Source organism: Streptomyces klenkii, from assembly GCF_003626645.1.
GTDB lineage: Bacteria > Actinomycetota > Actinomycetes > Streptomycetales > Streptomycetaceae > Streptomyces > Streptomyces klenkii.
This window is the reverse complement of record NZ_RBAM01000024.1, coordinates 39,357-56,019: the sequence shown is the minus strand read 5'-3', so window position 1 is coordinate 56,019 and position 16,663 is coordinate 39,357. Positions and strand designations below refer to the sequence as shown.

Sequence of the window (16,663 nt, the reverse complement as noted above, 5' to 3'; positions counted from 1 at the left end):
AGGACAGGGCAGGCGCCGGTCCGCACCGGCCCCGCGCAGGGGCGCCGTAGACCGGTGCCTTCGCGGATCAGGGCGGGCAGTCCCCACCCCACCTGCCGAAGCGCACACCGGCGGGCCACTGGCCCGGGACGCTTCCCCGGTCCGGCCACGCCGCGCCGCGCGCGGCCTGAAAGCCCCCTCCGCGCGGGTGTACCCCGTCCCGCGCGGAGGGTTCCACCGCCTGCCCCCGCCCGGCGCCCCCTGGAGCGGGGGCAGGCACCCGCCCCACCCGAAGGAGACGCCGTGGACGGCGCCGTCATGGACCAGGTGATGGTCGACCCGGGCAGCATCCGCCTCGGCGACCAGATCGTCATCGGGGGTCAGGCGCTGCTCGTACAGGACATGGTCGCGCTGCCCCACGGCGGTCGGCGTCTGGAGTTCGCCTCTGGCGAGTCCTTCACGATGCGCGCCTCCACGATCCTGTGGGCCGCCCGGCGCCGCGTGCCCGCCCGCGCCCGGACGCCCAGGCGTCCCAGGCCCGGGTGACCGCTACTCGTCGCCGGGCGGCCGGGGCCCGCCGGGCATCAGGCGGGCCGGCGGGATGCCCAGCTCGTGCGCGATGCCGAACAGGCGGCCGAGCGGCGGGGAGGTGATGGCCAGCTCCCAGCGCGCCACGGTGTTGCGGTCGACGTCGAGTCGGTGGCCGAGAGCTTCTTGGCTGAGGTTCGCGTGGAGGCGTTCCTCTCTGATGCGGCGGCCGAGGTCGAGGCGCCAGTCGCGGAGCCAGCCGGGCAGGTCCCAGAGTGGATCTTGGGGCACTCCGCCACGCTGTGGCGCGCGCCCCGGAATGTCTGCATCATCCGGTGTAGCAGTTTTGGATCACCGGATGGGCGGGTACCCGGGCGTCGACCCGGGTAGACCAGCTGTCAGCGCCGTCGTTAACATGCTCGCAACAATCGAATATGCGTTCGACATATTCACAGACGGGCCGGAGCCGCAGGAACGGCCCCCGGGCTCCGGCGCCGAGCGACCCCCTCCCCCACGCGGGCGGAGGGGGTCGCGGTGTTTCCCCAGGTCACGACAGGGAGAAGTGGGAGACGAATGGGAGATGATCATGACGCAGATGCGATCGGATCGCTACGCATGCGCTCCGATGCGCGACGATGCGCGCCGTGCCTGACCAGCACGGCAACGCTCCGCAGGGCATCGCCCCACCTCACCCAAGGATGTCGCCCAGATCGACAAGATCTTCTGGGAGACCAAGAAGGCGTGACCCGACGCGACTCCCCGTGACCCGGGAACGCGCAGGTCAAGATGCAGGTTGGGGCGTCCGGCCGCTCTGCGGACCGGGCGTCCCGACCGTGTTTTCGGCCCCGTTGGGAGATCTTTGGGAGATGATCATGGGAGGAGTTTTCTGGCGATCGCGGAGTGCCTTCTCCCAGCGCCGCTGCAACGCCCTCGCGATGCGCTTCCGCATGGCCGGCGTCACGTGCCGGTAGGTCCCCGGGGCCTGGCTGTCGCCCTCACGGCGACGCCCGCCTGAACCACGGACTGTGTGCCCCATCCTCTCATCGATCGCCGACGGCGGGATGTCGTCCTCCTCCAGCCACACCCGCTGACCGTGACGCAACCCGTGCGGCACCATCCCGGCCACGCCAGGGACAGCAGGCAGTTCGGGCCGGAAGCGCCGGCCGCGCACCTGCGGCAGTTCGGGGTGGCCGTCGACGATCGGGTGCCAGAAGTACCCGTAGAACTGATCGTCCGTCCGGATAGGCTTCCCTCGCGCCGAGGGGAACACGTACTCGTTGTCGTGACTGTCCAGCACCTGCCGCAGTAGATCGCCTAGGAACGGCGGCAGGATCAGCGTCCTACGCGACCCGTACTTCGGCGGCTTCAGCGCGAACCCACCTCTGGCGTGGGCGCCTTGCCACTCGACTCTGATCCACTGGTCCATCGGGTCCCGCTCCGGCTCGGCCCACACGAACTCGCGGCGCAGGCCGACCAGCTCGGCCAGCCGCATCCCGGTGAACGCCTTGGTGAGCACGAACGCCTCACCCACGGGACCGCGAACGACGCGAGCGTTCTCAGCGACGAGCAACGCCTGCACGGGGTCCTGGGGGAAGGCGTAGTCGTCCTCGCGGTCGTCGCCTTCGTACCGGCCGCGGCGCCGGCGCTTGCCGCTGGGCATGGGGTTGCCGCCGCGTAGCTTCTCGTCAACGGCGTCATCGAGGAGCATCCGCATGACGCTCTCGACGGCCTGGACGTAGTTTCTGGAGTAGCGGGCCCGGATGTCCTTGCGCCAGGCGAGGTAGGAGCTGGTGGTGATGTCGCCGATGGCCCAGTCGCCCCAGTGCGGCAGGATGACGGACCGCAGGCGGGTGCTGTAGGCGTCCTCGCTGGCCGGGTCAATTTCCCAGACTTTCCGCCACTGCTCCACCCACTGGGCGACCGTGACGCGACCGTCGCGGGGGTTGACGAACGTCTTGCGGCGGACATCGGTCTCCAGCGAGTTGCCGTAGTCCAGCGCGGCCCGCTTGGAGGTGAAGCGCTGGCCGCCGTCGTCCCGGCTGGCTCGCGACCAGGTGCCGCCGGGGAGCTTGTACCGCACGCTCCAGTACCGGCCGCGCTTCTCGGCGTAGGCCACGTGTCACCGCCTGCTGCTAAGAGGCCCTGCATGCCCCGGCCGGACGCCGGGGGTGCAGGGCTGTCTGTGTGGGGGGCGTTCTGTGCGGCGGCTACGCGGCTGGCGCCGCCGCGAAGAGTCGGGGGGTGGGGTTGCGGGTCCACAGGTGCGCGGCGACCAGCTCGGAGCAGCCGCGCGAGAGACGTTCCATCACCTCCTCCAGCGTCATCCCCTGTCTCACCCAGATCACGCAGCTCTCCGGTCGGTCGTCAACGAGGACATCAAGACCGCCAGGGAGCTGTGGTACGAGCGCGTAGACAACCCCGTCTTGATTGTCAGGCATACCTGCCCCCTCCGTGCGACTACTGGATCGGCCCCCAGGTCCGCAGGTGAAGAGGATGCTCCCATACTGCGCTCAGAGGGTAAACAGGTACGCATTTTATGATTAAGCGTCAGATTGGTCGCCACTGGGGAGCCCAAGCGCCGCGCGGTTCAGGCGCGTCCACTGCTCCAGCGCCTCCGGCGTCAGCTCCTCTGCGGCGGCATCCGCGCCGGCGGTCCAGACGATCGCGAACCGCGTGTCTCCGGGGCCTTGCACGACCGTCGCTTGCACGACGGCGCGATCAGCGCCCGCCAGCTCCGAGGTCACGCTCAGCGGCATGCCGGGGGTGACGGTCGCGCCTCCGCCAACCGGTCCGCGCGGCGCGGAGCGTCGGCGCGGCTCCGGCGGGGGCGCCTGTGCGCCGTCCTCGAGGATGGCCAGCGCGGTGTCCGGCTCCCAGCCGAAGACAGCTTCGACCCGCGCCAACACGGCTGGCGGCTCGTTCGGCCAGAGCACGTCCCCCCGGCCCGACTCCAATTTCTGGATGGTCGAGGTGGAGACGCCGGCCTCGGCCGCGAGCTGCGGCTGGGTCAGCTTCAGGGCCCGTCGATGGCTCTTGACGGCGTCAGCGAGCGCGGGCCAGTCCCTCGTCATGCCGTACATCATGCACGACGGCTAGGCAACAGGTACAGGGGGGTACGTGTTCCTGACCTGCACCTAAGGGTGATTCTACGCGTCGCACTGTTGTCAAGAACCGGCGAGTACGCGCCGCCTACGCCTTGATCCGCGCAAGAAGCGCGCAGATTCAGTGTGATACGCCTTGCCTACGCGTTTTCCTACGCGTAGGCTCTGGGTGTGAGGCAGCACGGACCCGCACTCAAGACCTTCCGCAAGCTCAGAGGCATGTCGCAGAGGCAGCTCGCTGAGCGTGCGGGGCTCGACTACTCGTACCTGTCCAGGGTCGAGGCGGAGTTGCGTCAGGCGAGTCCGGATGCCCTCAGCCGTCTCGCGTCGGCGCTGGAGATACCGGTCGACGCCGTACTCAGGGAGTCCCCCCGTGACCACGAAGAAGGAGATGGAGCGTCTTCACCAGCGGCTCTCGGCGCTGGAGGAGGAGGTGGCGGCGCTCCGGGCCCAGCAGCAGAGCACGCCTCCGAGGACGCACGGCCTCGCGGAGGCCGCGAAGGTGCTGGGCAAGACGCCGTACTGGCTGCGCAACGCGTGCCGGACGGGCGTGATCAACGAGCAGCACTTCACGCGCGTGGGTCAGACGCTCCGCTTCACGGACGACCACATCCGCAAGATCATCGCTGACTTCGAGGGCCGCCCGTACAGCGAGGCGCGCGCCCCGCTGGCCGCCTGATCCCCCACGCAAAAAGGGGCCCGCCCCGAAGGCCACCCCGGAGCGGACCCGACCCACCTCACAACCACGAAGGAGGGGGCCATGAGCCCCAACACTACCGGCCCGAGGGCCGTGACCGACGAGTCGATCGAGGCGGTGATCGCCCGGCAGCGGAACGCCCGCGCGGTCGAACTGCTGTTGAACGAGCACCCGACGCTGCCCGCGCGGACGATCGTGACCACGCCGGACGTGGTGCACGTCATCGTCGCGGACCCGGACGACCTGGAGCCGTGGATCGCGGTCCGCGGCGGCGAGGTGCACGTCTCCCCGGAGTGGGAGGACGTGCAGACGTGGACGCTGCACACCACGACGGAGCCCGCTACGGACGGGTCCGTGACGTTGGTGCGGGTGTCGACGGTGGTGGTGGCCCGCGTTGAGGGTGTGCTGCCTGAGGTGCGCGCGGCGGTGTCCCGGTGAGCGCGCGCGTGATTCCGCTGCACGGGTCGCCGCAGGCCGCGCCGCCGGTGCCGGTGGTGGTGCCGCCGGCGGACTTCATCCGCACGCCGGACGGCGTCCTGTGGGTGCTGTCCGCGTTGTCCGAGGCGGGGCGGGGGCTGCCCGCCCCCGAGTACGCGCCGGGCCCGGTGCCGGAGCACGTGTTGCGCCCGGAGGCGGAGTTGCTGGCCGCGGGTGGCCGTGGGCTGCTGGTTCGCGTTGAGGCCGCTGGGGGTGCGTCGTGAGCGCGCGACAGTTGACGCCCGAGGTGCGCGAGCTGCTGGCCGCGGTCTGCGAGGCGCTGGACGTGCCCCGCGCCGCCCACCACTCCGACGATCGTGAGGCCCACGACGCCGCCCGCGCCCGCGCTATCTACGTGCGAAACATTCTGGGGTTGGCCGAGGACCTGCTCACCGTCGAGGGAATGACCTCGGCGCTGCGCACGCTCGTCGCCGACCACCCCATCACCTACACCCCGGACCAGCCGGAGGGCTCGACCCCGGGGGGTGCGTCGTGAGCGAGATGACGCTGGCCAGGGTGCTGGACGCGACGTTCCGCGAGGCCCTGACGCTGTACCTCCCGCTGTGGGAGGCGTGGTACGAGCCGGGCAACGTCTCGACCTACCTCATCGGCTACACCAACGGCGAACCCGCCGCCCGAGCTGCGGCGGAGGGCTGGCTGCGGTCCGAGCGGGGGGACACCCCGGGGCGCCTGGAGTGGGTGCCCGAGCCGACCCTCGTCGCTGATGGCGAGTTCGACGCGTGGCTGACGCTACTGGAGCACCACGCGGACGGCGCGTGCACCGACACCGGCATCAGCATCCGCCGCCGTGTTGAGGACGGCACGTCGTGACCGGGCCGATCCGGGCCGCGTGCGGCCCCCACCCCATCCACATCACCCCTACCACGCTCGGCGCCGAGGTCGACGTCTCGCCGTGGCTGCGGACGGTCCTCGCCGACATCACCGCGCACGACGGCGACGTGCTCGACGAGATCCGCGCCTGGGACGAGTACATCGCGCACGACGCGCAGACGGAGACCCAGCGCGCCCACGGCCGCCGCGAAGTGGACGAGCGCATCGAGGCGCTGGCCGAGAAGCACGGGCAGCTGACCACGACCGCGCCCCAAGCCGCGCGCATCGCGCAGGCACTCAACGAGGCGGCGGCAACGCACGAGAGGACCGCGGCATGAACCGCCTTCCCGAAGAGGACGCTGCCCTGCCCGAGCACGCGGCGGCGCAACCGTCGGGCTGCCGCTGGTGCGGCATCCCCAAGCGCCCCCACGCCCGCCGGTGGACGGCCGCCGCTGGCTGGCACGCCTGGCAGGCCCCGACCGACGCCCAGATCCTCGCCCGGATGCGGGCCCGCCGAGCCAGGCGCCTGGCGGCACGAATCGCGGCCTGCGCGCCGCACGAGGGGACCGCAGCATGAACACCCCGCAGCACATCATCGCCGGGCTCCGGGCCGCCTGGGAGCAGCCCGGCGCGGGCCGCAACCCCTACAGCAGCCGCGCGTTGCGGCCCATCGCCCACGGCCCCGAGGACCAGATCACCCCGGACGGCACGGAAAACCCGCTGTGGGACATCGTGCGGTGGATGCCCGCCGAGCCCGGCCCCGGCGGCGGGCTCCGGCCGACGGCCGTCCACGACGCGTTCCCCAGCCCCCTGGCCACCGCCCTGAGCGACATGGGCGCGTCCCGGCACCACCTGACCACCCGCTACGCCTGGTCCATCCCCACCCCCGGCGACATCCGGTGGATCGCGGAACAGCTCGGCGGGCGGGCGGTCGTGGAGATCGGCGCCGGCACCGGCTACTGGGCGTGGCAGATGGAGCAGGCCGGGATCGGCGTCGCCGCCTACGACCCGCACCCGGTCGCGCACGACAACACCTACTGCAAGGCCGGGCCCTACTCCACGGTCCGGCGGGACGACGCGACCGCCGTGAAGCACCACGCCGACCGGGCGCTGCTGATGGTGTGGCCGCCCTACGGCGCCCGGTGCGCCCGGGAGGCCCTGGAGATGTACGAGGGCGACCTCTTCCTCTACGCCGGGGAGGGCGACAGCGGCTGCACGGCGGACGACGCGTTCTACGACCTGCTGGCCGCCGAGTGGGAGCAGACGTCCGCCGCCGAGCGGCACGTGACGTGGTCGGGCATCCACTGCCGTCTGCGCGCGTACCACCGGAAGGACGGTGCGCGATGACCGCCGCCAACATCCGCCCGGCCGTGCGGGAGCTGCTCAGCGCGCTGGAGTTCCGCGCCTCGGTCGGCAGGCCCTGCTACATCAAGCGCACCCACGGCTATGTGGCGCTGATCGTGCCGCACCTGCGGAACGGCGACGTCGGCCCCTACTCCTACCTGCGGACGTTCCGCCGCGCCACGGTCGACGAGGCCGAGGAGCTGGGCCTGGTCGTCCTCGGGCCCCGGCTGGTGGACGTGCCGGACGCCGAATACCCGCGGGGGCACTGGGCCGCCGAGCGTGCCCACCAGGGCCGCACCATCACCACCACCGGCGGTGCGCGATGACGATCGCCCTTCAGCCCCCCACCGGCCGGAAGGTCACCCCCACCGGCCGACTCATCCTCCCCGCCGACGCCGACCGCGACACCTGGCTCAACGCCCGCAGACAGGGCCTCGGCTCCAGCGACATCGCCGCCATCCTCGGCATCAGCCGATTCGGCAACGCCCTGTCCGTCTACTACGACAAGACCGGCGGCCTCCCCCTCGAAAGCGACGACTCCGAACCCGCCCTCTGGGGACGGCTCAACGAAGAGACCGTCGCCCGCGAATGGGCCCGCCGAAACCGCTCCGTCGTCCGCCGCGTCGGCCTCGTCGCCAACATCGACCGGCCGTGGCAGATGTGCACCCTCGACCGCCGGGTGCTGGAGTGCCCCCTCGCCGACGGCGGCGAACGGTGCGCGGTCGAGATCAAGTGCCGCGACAAGATGAAGGCGCCCACGTGGCGCACCGGCTGCCCGGACGACATCCTCGCGCAGACGCTGTGGCAAGCCGACGTCTGCGGCTACGACCACATCCACGTCGCGGTGCTGATCGGCGGCAACGACTACCGGCAGTTCGTCGTCCGAACCGGCGACCACCAGCAGCTCATCGCCGACCTGCGCACCGCCGGCGCGAACGCCTGGCAGCAGATCACCCAGCGCACCCCGCCGGCCCTCGCCGGAGACGCCGACCCCGACGTCCTCCTCGCCCTGTACGAGCAGCTCCACCCGCACCGCGACGGGGGGTTCGTCCAGATCGCCCGCGAGGAGCAGGCCCACGACGACCTCACCGAGTACGTGCAGGCCGCCGACGACGAGACCGACGCGAGGAAGCGGAAGACCGCGGCGAAGGCGCGGCTGGTCGCCCGCCTCGGTAACGCCGAGCAGGCCCTCGACGGCGACCGCATCGCCTACACCTACGAGCCCGCCTCCCGCGAGCACGTCGATGTCTCCCGGCTGCGGGCCGAGTTCCCCGACGCCTACGCCGCGTGCGTTGAGGACCGCACCCACCGCCGCCTGAACATCCCCACCGCGATCCGGAAGAGGTACGCCGCATGACGACTCTGGCAGAACGGGCCGCCACCGCGGCGGGGCGCGACGGCACGCCCGCGCCCGCCGACGGGCCCGACGAATCCCCCCTCACCATCCCTGCGGCCGACCCGATGGCCGACTACGAGCCCGGCGACGACGACCCCGACATGGTCCCGGTCCACATCGCGTGGCTCCGCGTCCGCCGCGAAGTCCGCGCCATCGGCAAGGGCGAGGAGTACAACGAGCGCGGCACCCGCTACTCCTACCGAGGCGCCGACACCGTCGTGCAGCACTTCGGGCCCGTCACCCTCAAGCACGGCGTTCACGTCCTCCCGGTCCGCGTCGAAGCCCAGTACGGGGAGAAGCTGACCAAGGCTGGCAGCAAGATGCGTGAGTGCTCCGTGGTCGTGACGTGGCACGTCATGGGCCCCAAGGGCGACACGCTCACGCTCCAGTCGGCGGGTGAGGCGCTCGACACCTCCGACAAGAGCACCACCAAGGCGCAGACCGTCGCGCTGCGGACGCTGCTGCTGACCGGCGGCCTGATCCCGACGGGGGACCGCGACCCGGACGCCGAGCGGATCGAGCGCGGTATCGAGGCTCCGGCCCGGTCGGCGGAGTCGTACCGCGACGAGATTCTCGATCCGAAGACCAGCCCGGGGAGGCTTCAGCAGATCGGCTACGAGCTGAGCAACCTCCGGATGATGGGCGCCCGTGTCTCGAACGAGACGGGCGAGCCGGAGACGCTGGAGTCGCTCGGCCGCCGGATCTACAACGAGCGCACGGGCGGTGCGTCATGACCGCCCTGGCGTTCGTCGACTGCGAGACGACGGGTCTGGACCCGCGGCGGCACGAGGCGTGGGAGATCGCTGTCATCCGCCGCGAGACGGATGGTACCGAGACCGAGCACCTGTGGCAGGCGCGCCTCGGCGCGGACGAACTGTCCCTGGCCGACCCGCGGGCGCTGAAGATCGGCCGCTACCGGGAGCGGCGGATCGCGATCCCCGACGATCATGCGGCCGTCGCCCTCCGGCTGGGCGGGCTGCCCGGGTGCCGCTGGCTCCGCGACGGGGAGCTGGAGGGCGAGCTGGACGCGGCGCTGCGCGGCGCGGTCGTCGTCGGCTCCAACCCCGGTTTCGACGTGGCGTTCCTGGCGGTGACGCTCGGCGCGGAGCCGGACAACGCGCCGTGGCACTACCGGCCGGTGGACATCGCCACGCTGGCCGCCGGCCACGTCTACGCGACGCGGCAAGTCGGCGAGGCGCCCCCGCGGGTGCCGTTCTCCTCCCGGGAGTTGTCCCGCGCGGTGGGCGTGGAGCCGCCGGGCGAGGACGTGGCGCACACCGCGCTGGGTGACGCCCGCTGGGCCCGGGACGTCTACGACGCGGTGACGGGCGGTGCGCGGTGATGGCGGGGTGGCTGTGCCTGGCCGCGGTCGCCGCGGTGGGCGTGGTGTTGGTGGTGCTGGGCGCCTGCATGGCTGGGGCGGAGACGGGCCCCGTGCCCCCGCCGGAACGCGGCGACCTGGCTGCTGTGCTGCGCCGCCACGCCGTCACCGACGGCCCCTGATCCCGGGGTGCCGCCCTGCCCACCGCGCTGCGCCGCGGCGGGACCCCGACCCCGCAGCCCCGATCGACAACTACCGCCCCGAGAGGACGACATGACCACCCTGACGCACTCCATCACCCTCACCGCCGACAGCGCCGTATCGCCGCGGGTCCAGGCGACCGAGCCCGCCCCTGGCCTGCGCGTCTACCAGATCCCCGACTGGGTCAGCCCCGCAAGCCCCTACCGCTGGACGGTCGGCCACCACGGGGGCGCCGCGATCGCCTCCGCCCGCACCGAGGACGACGCCCTCGCTGTGGCCGCCGCGATCGCGCCGCTGGCCGACTGGTCCGCGCCCGCGCCTGACGTGCGGGCCGCGCTCGGCCAGGACGGCATGAAGGAGCTGGGACGCCTGGTCTACGCCGCGAACGGCATCTACCCCAACGACTGATCCGCCCCACGGTTCCGCCGCCCGGATGACACAGGCCGGGCGGCGGAACCCCCAACCACCCACCCGCCGCTCCCGAGAGGACCAACACCCATGAGCCAGTCCGTCACCATTCCGTCCGAGGTCGCCGCGCACGTCCTGTTCCACGAGGGGCACGGCGGCTACCCCGCCGGGTCGTTCACCACGAAGCTCCTCGCCGCGTGGACGTCCGCCGACGACGCGAACGCCGCGCGCCTCGCCGACGCGTTCCCCGCCTACGGCGCCGCCATCGCGCTGCTCCGGCGCGGCGAACTGGACCGGCTGCGCGCCATCGCCGAAGGCGCCGCCGCGTGACCGCCGCCGACCTCGCCATCGCCGCCGTCGTCTGGCTCGCGCTCGTCGCCCTGATCTGCCTCTTCGCCGGCTGGTCCGGGCGCCGCCGCGACGAAGGCGACGCCGCGTTCCGCGAACACATCCGCCGCACCTACCGCCGCTGACCACGCCCCGGGCCGCCCCGCCCGCCGCTAACAGGCGGGGCGCCCACGGCACACCCTTAGGAGACCACACCCGTGAGCACCACCTCAAAGATCGAGTGGACGGACGCGACGTGGAACGCCGTGACCGGCTGCACCAAGGTCAGCCCCGGCTGCGACAACTGCTACGCCGAGACCTTCGCCGAGCGGTGGCGCGGCGTGAAGGGGCACCACTTCGAGAACGGCTTCAACGTCACCCTCCGCCCCGAACGCCTGGCCCTTCCGCTGAAGTGGCGCAAGCCGCGCCGGGTGTTCGTCAACTCCATGTCCGACCTGTTCCACAAGGACGTGCCCGACGAGTACATCGCCCGCGTCTTCGCGGTCATGGCGCTCACGCCGCAGCACACGTACCAGGTGCTCACCAAGCGGCACGGGCGCATGCGGTCGCTGCTGAACAGCCCGGAGTTCGAGAAGCAGGTCGACCACGAACTGCTGACGGCCCCGGAGTTCTCCGACTCCAAGCTCACCAAAAGGTCGTGGCCTCTGCCGAAGCCGGGCTGGCCGCTGTCGAACGTGTGGTTGGGCGTCAGCGTGGAGGACCAGGCCCGCGCCGACCTGCGCATCCCCGCGCTCCTCGACACCCCCGCCGCCGTCCGGTTCCTCTCCTGCGAGCCGCTCCTCGGGCCCGTCGACCTGACCGCGTGGATGCCCCCGGTCTCACCCCTACCGCTGGCCCAGGCGCCCCGCACGTGGGCCGAGTGGACCTGGCCCGACTGGGTTCCCCAGCAAGTCCGCGAAGAGATCGAGAGCTTCTGGGGGCCGGCCAGCCACCGCACCCCGGCCGACTGGATCCGCAGCATGCACGAGCAGGGCGCGCCCGCGTTCGGCTCCGTCGTGCGGCTGCGGGACGGGTTCGGGTCCGACGCCCCGATGACCACGGGCCGGTTCGTCCACGCCTGGAACAACATCGCGCGGCTCGTGCGGGAGGACGGGACCTTCGCCTACACCTCATTCCACCCCCGGCGGGACCGGCGTCTTCAGCAGCCGCTTCGCTGGGTCATCGTCGGCGGCGAGTCCGGCCCCGGCGCCCGCCCCATGTCCCCCCAGTGGGTCCGCTCCCTCCGCGACCAGTGCACCGACGCCGCCGTGCCGTTCTTCTTCAAGCAATGGGGAGCCTGGGCCGACACCGGACGCATCGGCATCGGCCACTTCGACCGCTCCCACGCCCTCATCGGCGACCCCCTCGACGACCTCGGACACCGCCACCTCATGCAGCGCGTCGGCAAGGGCCGCGCCGGACGCGACCTCGACGGCCGCACCTGGGACCAGTACCCCGCCGCCGAGACCGCCGGAGGTGCACGGTGAGCGCGATACAGCCCGCCCTGACCGGCCTGCCCGACATCCCCGGCGCCCGCCCCCAGCGCGACGACTACGAGCAGTGGCTCGACGAAATCCGCCCCGCCTTCGAGGAAGTCGCCGCCACCGGCCGCCGCTTCATGTCCTGGCAGATCAAGACCGAATACAACCTCCCCGACCCGCCCGACCCCGCACACCAGTGGGGCGACGCCATGGGCCAGTTCCGCCGCGACGGCCTCATCCGCCACGACGGATGGGGCGCCACCCGAGACGGCTCCGGAGTCCGCGCCTGGCGCGGCACCCGAACCGCCCAGAACGCCGCCCGCCGCGCAGCCGAGGGGAGGGCCGCCGCGTGACCACCACGACCCCCGTGCAGCACGGCGAACGCCGCTGCTACCTCCGCGGATGCCAGCGGCCCGAATGCCGCGACGCCCACCGCCGCTACTGCAAACGGTACGCGCTGCGCGTCGTCGAGCAGGGGCCCGTCCGCGTCGATCTCCGGCCCGCCCACGACCGCGTCCAAGCCTGGTACCAGCAGGGCTACAGCCAGCGGCAGATCGCCCTCGCCGCCGGAGGCATCAGCGAAGGCGTCATCCAGTCCATCCTCGCGGGCACCATCAACACCCTGCACCCCGCCAGCGCCCGCGCCATCCTCGGCGCCCGCATCGAGGACGCCGGACAGCCCGGCGCGACCCGCCTCGACGCGACCGGAACCCGCCGCCGGCTCCAGGCCCTCGCCGCCACCGGCTGGCCCCTCATCCAGGTAGCCCAGCGCGCCGGCATGGCCCACAAGACCGCCCGCGACGCGGTCCACGGCACCCACGTCTACGCCGCGACCGCCCACGCCATCGCCGACACCTACGACCAGCTCGCCCACCAGGCGCCTGAACAGCACGGCGTCCGGCAGTGGGTCACGGATCGCACCCGCAAATGGGCCCGCGCCCACGGCTGGCCCGACCCCACGTTCTGGGAGGACTGGGGCGGCATCGACGACCCGGCCGCCCCGGAGACCGAGCCCGAGGTGAGCGTCTCCCGGGCGGAGGTCATCACCGAGGACGCTCTGTGGCTGGAGCGCCACGGCTACACCCGCCACCAGGCCGCGGAACGGCTCGGCGTCACCAAGTCGTACATCGACCACAGCATCCAGCGAGCCGCAGCACGGCGGCAGAAGGAAGCGGCGTGAGCGGCCCGCGCCGCGGCGGGCGCTGCAACCACGGCCGCACCCCCTGCGGCGCCCCCGCCCGCTTCTACCCCTGCGGCTGGCGCTGCGACCGCCACCAGCCCGCCCTCCTCGCCGGCCGCGCGCCACCACCCCACTCCGACCCCATCCGGCCCACCGACACCCCGCAGTGAGACGAGAGACCGTGAGCACACCCGAGGACCGCCCGGCGAGCGGAAGCGTCCCCAACTCCTGGGGCAACGCCCTCGCATGGAAGTGGGCGCCCGCCCTGCCCACCGCGCTGCGCCGCGGCGGGTTCCTCACCCTGCTCTACGCCCTCCGCGCCATGGCCAACGCCAGCGGCGAACTCCGCTTCCACGGGGACCGCAAGCCGATCCGCATCCAGGACATCGCCAAGGCCGCGGGCGCCCGGGAGAAGGACGCCAGGCGCTACCTGAACGCGGCGATCGCCGCCGGGGTCGTCGGCGTCGTCGGGCAGCAGCGCCGGGGGCGGTCCTCCCTGTACGTCCTCCTGATGGCCCCGACCCCCCTGTGGGGCGCCGCCGAGGACTCGTTGAAGGCGAGCCAGCGTTCGGCGGGGAAGGCGCCCCCGCCGTGGGAGCGCGGCGAGGAAAGTTCGGGCCACCGCGGCCCCTATGAGTTCGGGCCACCGCGGCCCGAACTTTCAGAGGAACAGCCGAACGAAGTTCGGGCCACCGCGGCCCCTATGAGTTCGGGCCGCGGTGGCCCGATTGGTTCGGGCCACCGCGGCCCGAACAACCCAGGGATAGCCAAGGAACTACCCCAAGAGATGGCTGGCCTTGTCGAGCAACCACCGGTGGGTGGTCGCCCCGGCCGAACAGATCTCGATCAATCCCAGGGACAAGACAGCCACGACCCTGCCGCCCCGCCGCGACAACCCGCGCCCCCCGCCCGGCCCCGCGACCCCACCCGCTGCGAAACCTGCGACGGCCGGATGATCCCCCGCCGCGACCGCCCCCGCACCATCTGCCACGCCTGCGAAACCCAAACCGCGAGGACCGCCTCATGACCCGCCTGACCCCACTCCGCGCCCTGCTCGGGGGCGCCCGGCCTGCACCCCGCCCGCATCACCGCATGGACCACCCGGGAGACCCGACCGTGATCATCTACCCGTCCGGCTACGCGGCCCCGCACACCGCCACCAAGGTCGGCTTCGTCGGCCCCCTCGCCCCGCTCGGCCGCCGCATCGGGCGGCCCTCCACCGCCTCCGGGCGCCTCAGCCAGCGCATCCACGAGGCCCGCCGCGACGACGGCCGTGTCCAGCTCGCGCCCGGCATGCTCGTCGTCCACGACCGCCGCCCCTGGCGCGTCCTGACCATCACCGAACGCGAGCCGGCCCTGTGGCCCGCCGACTACCAGACCGCGTTCGAGGACCACCACGCCACGTGGATGCGGTGCCTCGTCGACGGCACCGCCTGGGGTGACGAACCCCAGCGCGCCACCTGGTACCAGCGGCCCTACGCCATCGCCCTCGCCCCCGACGGCCGCGAGGACGACCCGGAGGCCGAGCTGCACCTGATCGCGCCCGCCAGCCACGCCTGGCAGGTGCTGCCCGAGCACTACGCGATCTGCCGCGCCTGCGGCGACCTCGCCCCGTGCCGCCACGAGACCGCCGAGCACCAGGCCGACGAGGAGACCGCGCTCGCACGGGTGCGCCTCACGTTCCCGCCCGACGCGTGCATGGGCTGCGGCGAAGCCATCGCCGGACGGCAGAAGAGCGTGACGTTCCCGGGCCCGAATCTGTGGCGGCCCGACCTGCGCGGCCCCGCCCGCTTCCACGCCCGCAACGACTGCGCCTCCTGGGTCGACGTCTACCGCCGCGACTGGCAAGCCGCCCAGCAGACCGCCGCCCAGGCCCAGCCCACCGACGCAGGGGACGACCGGTGACCGCCCCGGCCGCATCCGGTTCGGTCGCGTCCCGCGCGCCCGTCCGGACGCCAAGCGCGGCGGACGGAGACGCGCGGTGAGCGGTCTCCGTATCGGGTCTCTGTTCTCCGGCACCGGAGCCCTCGACCTGGCTGTCCAGGCCGTCTACGGCGGCCGGGTGGTGTGGCACTCCCAGTACGAGCCGCCCGACAAGCACGGCCGCGAGCAGGAGCAGCACGCCGCCGCGATCCTGGCCCGGCACTGGCCCGGCGTGCCGAACCTGGGCGACATCACCCGCATCGACTGGCGGGCCGTCGTCGAGGAGCGCGGGCCGGTCGACATCCTCACCGGCGGCTTTCCCTGCACCGACGTGTCCTCCGCCGGGCGCCGCGCCGGGCTGGCGCCCGGGACCCGCTCGGGCCTGTGGTCCTACATGGCCCACGCCATTTCCGTCCTGCGACCCCGACTGGTGGTGATCGAGAATGTCCAAGGGCTCCTCTCAACGAAGGCTGCCGGCGACGTGGGCGCCTGCCCGCACTGTGTGGGAGACCGACCTGCTGAACCTCCACTGCGGGCACTCGGAGCCGTTCTCGGCGACTTGGCCGGCCTCGGGTTCGATGCGGAGTGGGCGCGCGTGGCCGCGTCGGAGGTCGGCGCTCCCCACCCCCGGAAGCGGGTCTTCGTCCTCGCTTGGCCGGCTGCTACCGACGCCGCGCACGTCGGACACGAACGGGCCGGGGCTGCATGGGGACGGGGGTCCGGATCTGCGGACGGCGGTCTCGCTGCTGCCCACGCCGGCGGCGCGGGACTGGAAGTCGGGGGAGTCGAACCTGATCGGCACGAATGCCCGGCCGCTGAACGAGGTCGTGGTGAACCTGCTGCCGACGCCGACGGTGGCGGACTCGCGGGACACGGCGAACTTCCGGCCGGATGGGACGGCATACGGCGAGGGCTATGGGCCGACGCTGACGGACGCCGCCCGGCTGCTGCCGACGCCCCGGGCCAGCGACGGCGCGCACGGGGGGCCGAACCAGCGCGGGTCGAGCGGGGACTTGATGCTGCCGAGCGCGGTGGCCCGGCTGCTGCCGACGCCGACAGCCTCCGACGGCGAGCGGAGATCCTCGACCTACGGCCGGGGCAACCCGACGTTGATTGGGGCCCTTACGGACCGGCCGTCCGCCGCTGGGAGGCCGTCCTCGGACGCCCCGCCCCCTGGCCAACTGATGTTCGGGGACGACTGAGCCCCGTGTTCTCCGAGTGGCTGATGGGCCTGCCCGACGGGTGGGTCACCTGCACTCCGGGCCTGACCCGCAACCCGATGCTCCACGCGCTCGGCAACGGGGTCGTGCCCCTCCAAGCCGGCGCGGCGCTGCGGCTGCTGCACGGGCGGGGCGCCCTGGACGGCGCGCCCCTGCCGCCGGAAGCCGCCGCATGACCCCGCTGGTGTGCCGCCCCGGGTCGAACGGGGCGGCACCCGCCAACCGAACCACGACACCGCCCTGGAGGGC

General features: G+C 72.7%; 28 protein-coding genes and 1 pseudogene. 25 read left to right on the top strand and 4 right to left on the bottom strand.

Going from position 1 to position 16,663, the window contains the following annotated elements:
* Nucleotides 1-282: 282 nt before the first annotated feature.
* Entirely contained in the window at nucleotides 283-525 is a 243-nt protein-coding gene (locus tag D7231_RS32115) for a hypothetical protein (protein ID WP_120759434.1), read from the top strand.
* A gap of 3 nt (nucleotides 526-528) precedes the next feature.
* On the opposite strand, the gene D7231_RS32110 is transcribed toward D7231_RS32115, so the two are convergent.
* From D7231_RS32110 to D7231_RS32095, 4 genes are all read right to left on the bottom strand, one after another.
* Nucleotides 529-798 (bottom strand): helix-turn-helix domain-containing protein, encoded by a 270-nt coding sequence (locus D7231_RS32110; protein WP_158673858.1) that lies wholly within the window; start codon nucleotides 796-798, stop codon nucleotides 529-531.
* Between the two features lie 490 nt (nucleotides 799-1,288).
* Nucleotides 1,289-2,623 carry a tyrosine-type recombinase/integrase gene (locus tag D7231_RS32105; protein WP_120759429.1) on the bottom strand — a complete coding sequence of 445 codons (1,335 nt, stop codon included), beginning with the start codon at nucleotides 2,621-2,623 and terminating at the stop codon, nucleotides 1,289-1,291.
* Nucleotides 2,624-2,714: 91 nt separating this feature from the next.
* Nucleotides 2,715-2,852: a hypothetical protein gene (locus D7231_RS36655; RefSeq protein ID WP_158673857.1), complete on the bottom strand. Its 138-nt coding sequence runs from the start codon at nucleotides 2,850-2,852 to the stop codon at nucleotides 2,715-2,717.
* A gap of 195 nt (nucleotides 2,853-3,047) precedes the next feature.
* On the bottom strand, nucleotides 3,048-3,578 hold the full coding sequence (locus tag D7231_RS32095; RefSeq protein WP_158673856.1) for a helix-turn-helix domain-containing protein: 531 nt from the start codon (nucleotides 3,576-3,578) through the stop codon (nucleotides 3,048-3,050).
* A 201-nt stretch (nucleotides 3,579-3,779) separates the two neighbouring features.
* Between D7231_RS32095 and D7231_RS38590 the strand changes: the two are divergent.
* The 24 genes and pseudogenes from D7231_RS38590 to D7231_RS31995 all read left to right on the top strand — a co-directional run.
* Nucleotides 3,780-3,947, top strand: a pseudogene (locus D7231_RS38590) (helix-turn-helix domain-containing protein); the annotation flags it as partial.
* A gap of 34 nt (nucleotides 3,948-3,981) precedes the next feature.
* Nucleotides 3,982-4,287, top strand: coding sequence for a hypothetical protein (locus D7231_RS37885; RefSeq protein WP_242000034.1), 306 nt, complete (start codon nucleotides 3,982-3,984; stop codon nucleotides 4,285-4,287).
* Nucleotides 4,288-4,368: 81 nt separating this feature from the next.
* Nucleotides 4,369-4,743 (top strand): hypothetical protein, encoded by a 375-nt coding sequence (locus tag D7231_RS32085; protein ID WP_120759420.1) that lies wholly within the window; start codon nucleotides 4,369-4,371, stop codon nucleotides 4,741-4,743.
* Entirely contained in the window at nucleotides 4,740-5,006 is a 267-nt protein-coding gene (locus D7231_RS32080; protein WP_120759418.1) for a hypothetical protein, read from the top strand. Before D7231_RS32085 ends, D7231_RS32080 begins: the two co-directional genes overlap by 4 nt.
* A complete protein-coding gene (locus D7231_RS32075) occupies nucleotides 5,003-5,278 on the top strand; it encodes a hypothetical protein (RefSeq protein WP_120759416.1) in 276 nt (91 codons plus the stop codon). The genes D7231_RS32080 and D7231_RS32075 overlap by 4 nt, the downstream gene beginning before the upstream one ends.
* On the top strand, nucleotides 5,275-5,613 hold the full coding sequence (locus tag D7231_RS32070; protein ID WP_120759413.1) for a hypothetical protein: 339 nt from the start codon (nucleotides 5,275-5,277) through the stop codon (nucleotides 5,611-5,613). Before D7231_RS32075 ends, D7231_RS32070 begins: the two co-directional genes overlap by 4 nt.
* The gene (locus tag D7231_RS32065; protein WP_120759411.1) at nucleotides 5,610-5,951 is read left to right on the top strand and encodes a hypothetical protein; all 342 of its coding nucleotides are present in this window, start codon (nucleotides 5,610-5,612) and stop codon (nucleotides 5,949-5,951) included. Before D7231_RS32070 ends, D7231_RS32065 begins: the two co-directional genes overlap by 4 nt.
* Complete coding sequence (locus D7231_RS32060) at nucleotides 5,948-6,190, top strand: hypothetical protein (protein WP_120759409.1); 243 nt, start codon at nucleotides 5,948-5,950, stop codon at nucleotides 6,188-6,190. The genes D7231_RS32065 and D7231_RS32060 overlap by 4 nt, the downstream gene beginning before the upstream one ends.
* Nucleotides 6,187-6,960: a class I SAM-dependent methyltransferase gene (locus D7231_RS32055; protein WP_120759406.1), complete on the top strand. Its 774-nt coding sequence runs from the start codon at nucleotides 6,187-6,189 to the stop codon at nucleotides 6,958-6,960. Before D7231_RS32060 ends, D7231_RS32055 begins: the two co-directional genes overlap by 4 nt.
* Nucleotides 6,957-7,283 (top strand): hypothetical protein, encoded by a 327-nt coding sequence (locus D7231_RS32050; RefSeq protein WP_120759404.1) that lies wholly within the window; start codon nucleotides 6,957-6,959, stop codon nucleotides 7,281-7,283. The genes D7231_RS32055 and D7231_RS32050 overlap by 4 nt, the downstream gene beginning before the upstream one ends.
* Complete coding sequence (locus D7231_RS32045) at nucleotides 7,280-8,314, top strand: YqaJ viral recombinase family nuclease (RefSeq protein ID WP_120759401.1); 1,035 nt, start codon at nucleotides 7,280-7,282, stop codon at nucleotides 8,312-8,314. The genes D7231_RS32050 and D7231_RS32045 overlap by 4 nt, the downstream gene beginning before the upstream one ends.
* Nucleotides 8,311-9,087 (top strand): ERF family protein, encoded by a 777-nt coding sequence (locus D7231_RS32040; protein ID WP_242000033.1) that lies wholly within the window; start codon nucleotides 8,311-8,313, stop codon nucleotides 9,085-9,087. The genes D7231_RS32045 and D7231_RS32040 overlap by 4 nt, the downstream gene beginning before the upstream one ends.
* Nucleotides 9,084-9,695 carry a 3'-5' exonuclease gene (locus tag D7231_RS32035; protein WP_120759399.1) on the top strand — a complete coding sequence of 204 codons (612 nt, stop codon included), beginning with the start codon at nucleotides 9,084-9,086 and terminating at the stop codon, nucleotides 9,693-9,695. The genes D7231_RS32040 and D7231_RS32035 overlap by 4 nt, the downstream gene beginning before the upstream one ends.
* A complete protein-coding gene (locus D7231_RS36650) occupies nucleotides 9,695-9,856 on the top strand; it encodes a hypothetical protein (protein ID WP_158673855.1) in 162 nt (53 codons plus the stop codon). The genes D7231_RS32035 and D7231_RS36650 overlap by 1 nt, the downstream gene beginning before the upstream one ends.
* A gap of 91 nt (nucleotides 9,857-9,947) precedes the next feature.
* Nucleotides 9,948-10,283, top strand: a complete 336-nt coding sequence (locus tag D7231_RS32030; protein ID WP_120759397.1) for a hypothetical protein — start codon at nucleotides 9,948-9,950, stop codon at nucleotides 10,281-10,283.
* A gap of 90 nt (nucleotides 10,284-10,373) precedes the next feature.
* Nucleotides 10,374-10,613, top strand: coding sequence for a hypothetical protein (locus D7231_RS32025; RefSeq protein WP_120759394.1), 240 nt, complete (start codon nucleotides 10,374-10,376; stop codon nucleotides 10,611-10,613).
* Nucleotides 10,610-10,756 carry a hypothetical protein gene (locus tag D7231_RS36645; RefSeq protein ID WP_158673854.1) on the top strand — a complete coding sequence of 49 codons (147 nt, stop codon included), beginning with the start codon at nucleotides 10,610-10,612 and terminating at the stop codon, nucleotides 10,754-10,756. Before D7231_RS32025 ends, D7231_RS36645 begins: the two co-directional genes overlap by 4 nt.
* A gap of 72 nt (nucleotides 10,757-10,828) precedes the next feature.
* A complete protein-coding gene (locus D7231_RS32020) occupies nucleotides 10,829-12,097 on the top strand; it encodes a DUF5131 family protein (protein ID WP_120759392.1) in 1,269 nt (422 codons plus the stop codon).
* A complete protein-coding gene (locus tag D7231_RS32015; RefSeq protein ID WP_120759390.1) occupies nucleotides 12,094-12,444 on the top strand; it encodes a hypothetical protein in 351 nt (116 codons plus the stop codon). Before D7231_RS32020 ends, D7231_RS32015 begins: the two co-directional genes overlap by 4 nt.
* Nucleotides 12,441-13,271, top strand: coding sequence for a hypothetical protein (locus D7231_RS32010; protein WP_120759388.1), 831 nt, complete (start codon nucleotides 12,441-12,443; stop codon nucleotides 13,269-13,271). Before D7231_RS32015 ends, D7231_RS32010 begins: the two co-directional genes overlap by 4 nt.
* Nucleotides 13,268-13,441 carry a hypothetical protein gene (locus D7231_RS36640; RefSeq protein ID WP_158673853.1) on the top strand — a complete coding sequence of 58 codons (174 nt, stop codon included), beginning with the start codon at nucleotides 13,268-13,270 and terminating at the stop codon, nucleotides 13,439-13,441. Before D7231_RS32010 ends, D7231_RS36640 begins: the two co-directional genes overlap by 4 nt.
* Nucleotides 13,442-13,452: 11 nt before the next feature.
* Entirely contained in the window at nucleotides 13,453-14,298 is an 846-nt protein-coding gene (locus tag D7231_RS32005) for a hypothetical protein (protein ID WP_120759385.1), read from the top strand.
* Nucleotides 14,295-15,176: a hypothetical protein gene (locus tag D7231_RS32000; protein WP_120759383.1), complete on the top strand. Its 882-nt coding sequence runs from the start codon at nucleotides 14,295-14,297 to the stop codon at nucleotides 15,174-15,176. Before D7231_RS32005 ends, D7231_RS32000 begins: the two co-directional genes overlap by 4 nt.
* Before the next feature lie 76 nt (nucleotides 15,177-15,252).
* Nucleotides 15,253-16,590, top strand: a complete 1,338-nt coding sequence (locus tag D7231_RS31995) for a DNA cytosine methyltransferase (protein WP_120759381.1) — start codon at nucleotides 15,253-15,255, stop codon at nucleotides 16,588-16,590.
* The last annotated feature ends 73 nt before the right edge of the window (nucleotides 16,591-16,663 follow it).

What these genes read in the sequence shown, in the direction of transcription:
- D7231_RS32060 (WP_120759409.1), top strand. Translation starts at nt 5,948, where the DNA reads ATGAACCGCCTTCCCGAAGAGGACGCTGCCCTGCCCGAGCACGCGGCG.
- D7231_RS32050 (WP_120759404.1), top strand. Translation starts at nt 6,957, where the DNA reads ATGACCGCCGCCAACATCCGCCCGGCCGTGCGGGAGCTGCTCAGCGCG.
- D7231_RS32055 (WP_120759406.1), top strand. Translation starts at nt 6,187, where the DNA reads ATGAACACCCCGCAGCACATCATCGCCGGGCTCCGGGCCGCCTGGGAG.
- D7231_RS32085 (WP_120759420.1), top strand. Translation starts at nt 4,369, where the DNA reads ATGAGCCCCAACACTACCGGCCCGAGGGCCGTGACCGACGAGTCGATC.
- D7231_RS32040 (WP_242000033.1), top strand. Translation starts at nt 8,311, where the DNA reads ATGACGACTCTGGCAGAACGGGCCGCCACCGCGGCGGGGCGCGACGGC.
- D7231_RS32030 (WP_120759397.1), top strand. Translation starts at nt 9,948, where the DNA reads ATGACCACCCTGACGCACTCCATCACCCTCACCGCCGACAGCGCCGTA.
- D7231_RS32000 (WP_120759383.1), top strand. Translation starts at nt 14,295, where the DNA reads ATGACCCGCCTGACCCCACTCCGCGCCCTGCTCGGGGGCGCCCGGCCT.
- D7231_RS32035 (WP_120759399.1), top strand. Translation starts at nt 9,084, where the DNA reads ATGACCGCCCTGGCGTTCGTCGACTGCGAGACGACGGGTCTGGACCCG.
- D7231_RS32025 (WP_120759394.1), top strand. Translation starts at nt 10,374, where the DNA reads ATGAGCCAGTCCGTCACCATTCCGTCCGAGGTCGCCGCGCACGTCCTG.
- D7231_RS32095 (WP_158673856.1), bottom strand. Translation starts at nt 3,578, where the DNA reads ATGACGAGGGACTGGCCCGCGCTCGCTGACGCCGTCAAGAGCCATCGA.
- D7231_RS36650 (WP_158673855.1), top strand. Translation starts at nt 9,695, where the DNA reads ATGGCGGGGTGGCTGTGCCTGGCCGCGGTCGCCGCGGTGGGCGTGGTG.
- D7231_RS32045 (WP_120759401.1), top strand. Translation starts at nt 7,280, where the DNA reads ATGACGATCGCCCTTCAGCCCCCCACCGGCCGGAAGGTCACCCCCACC.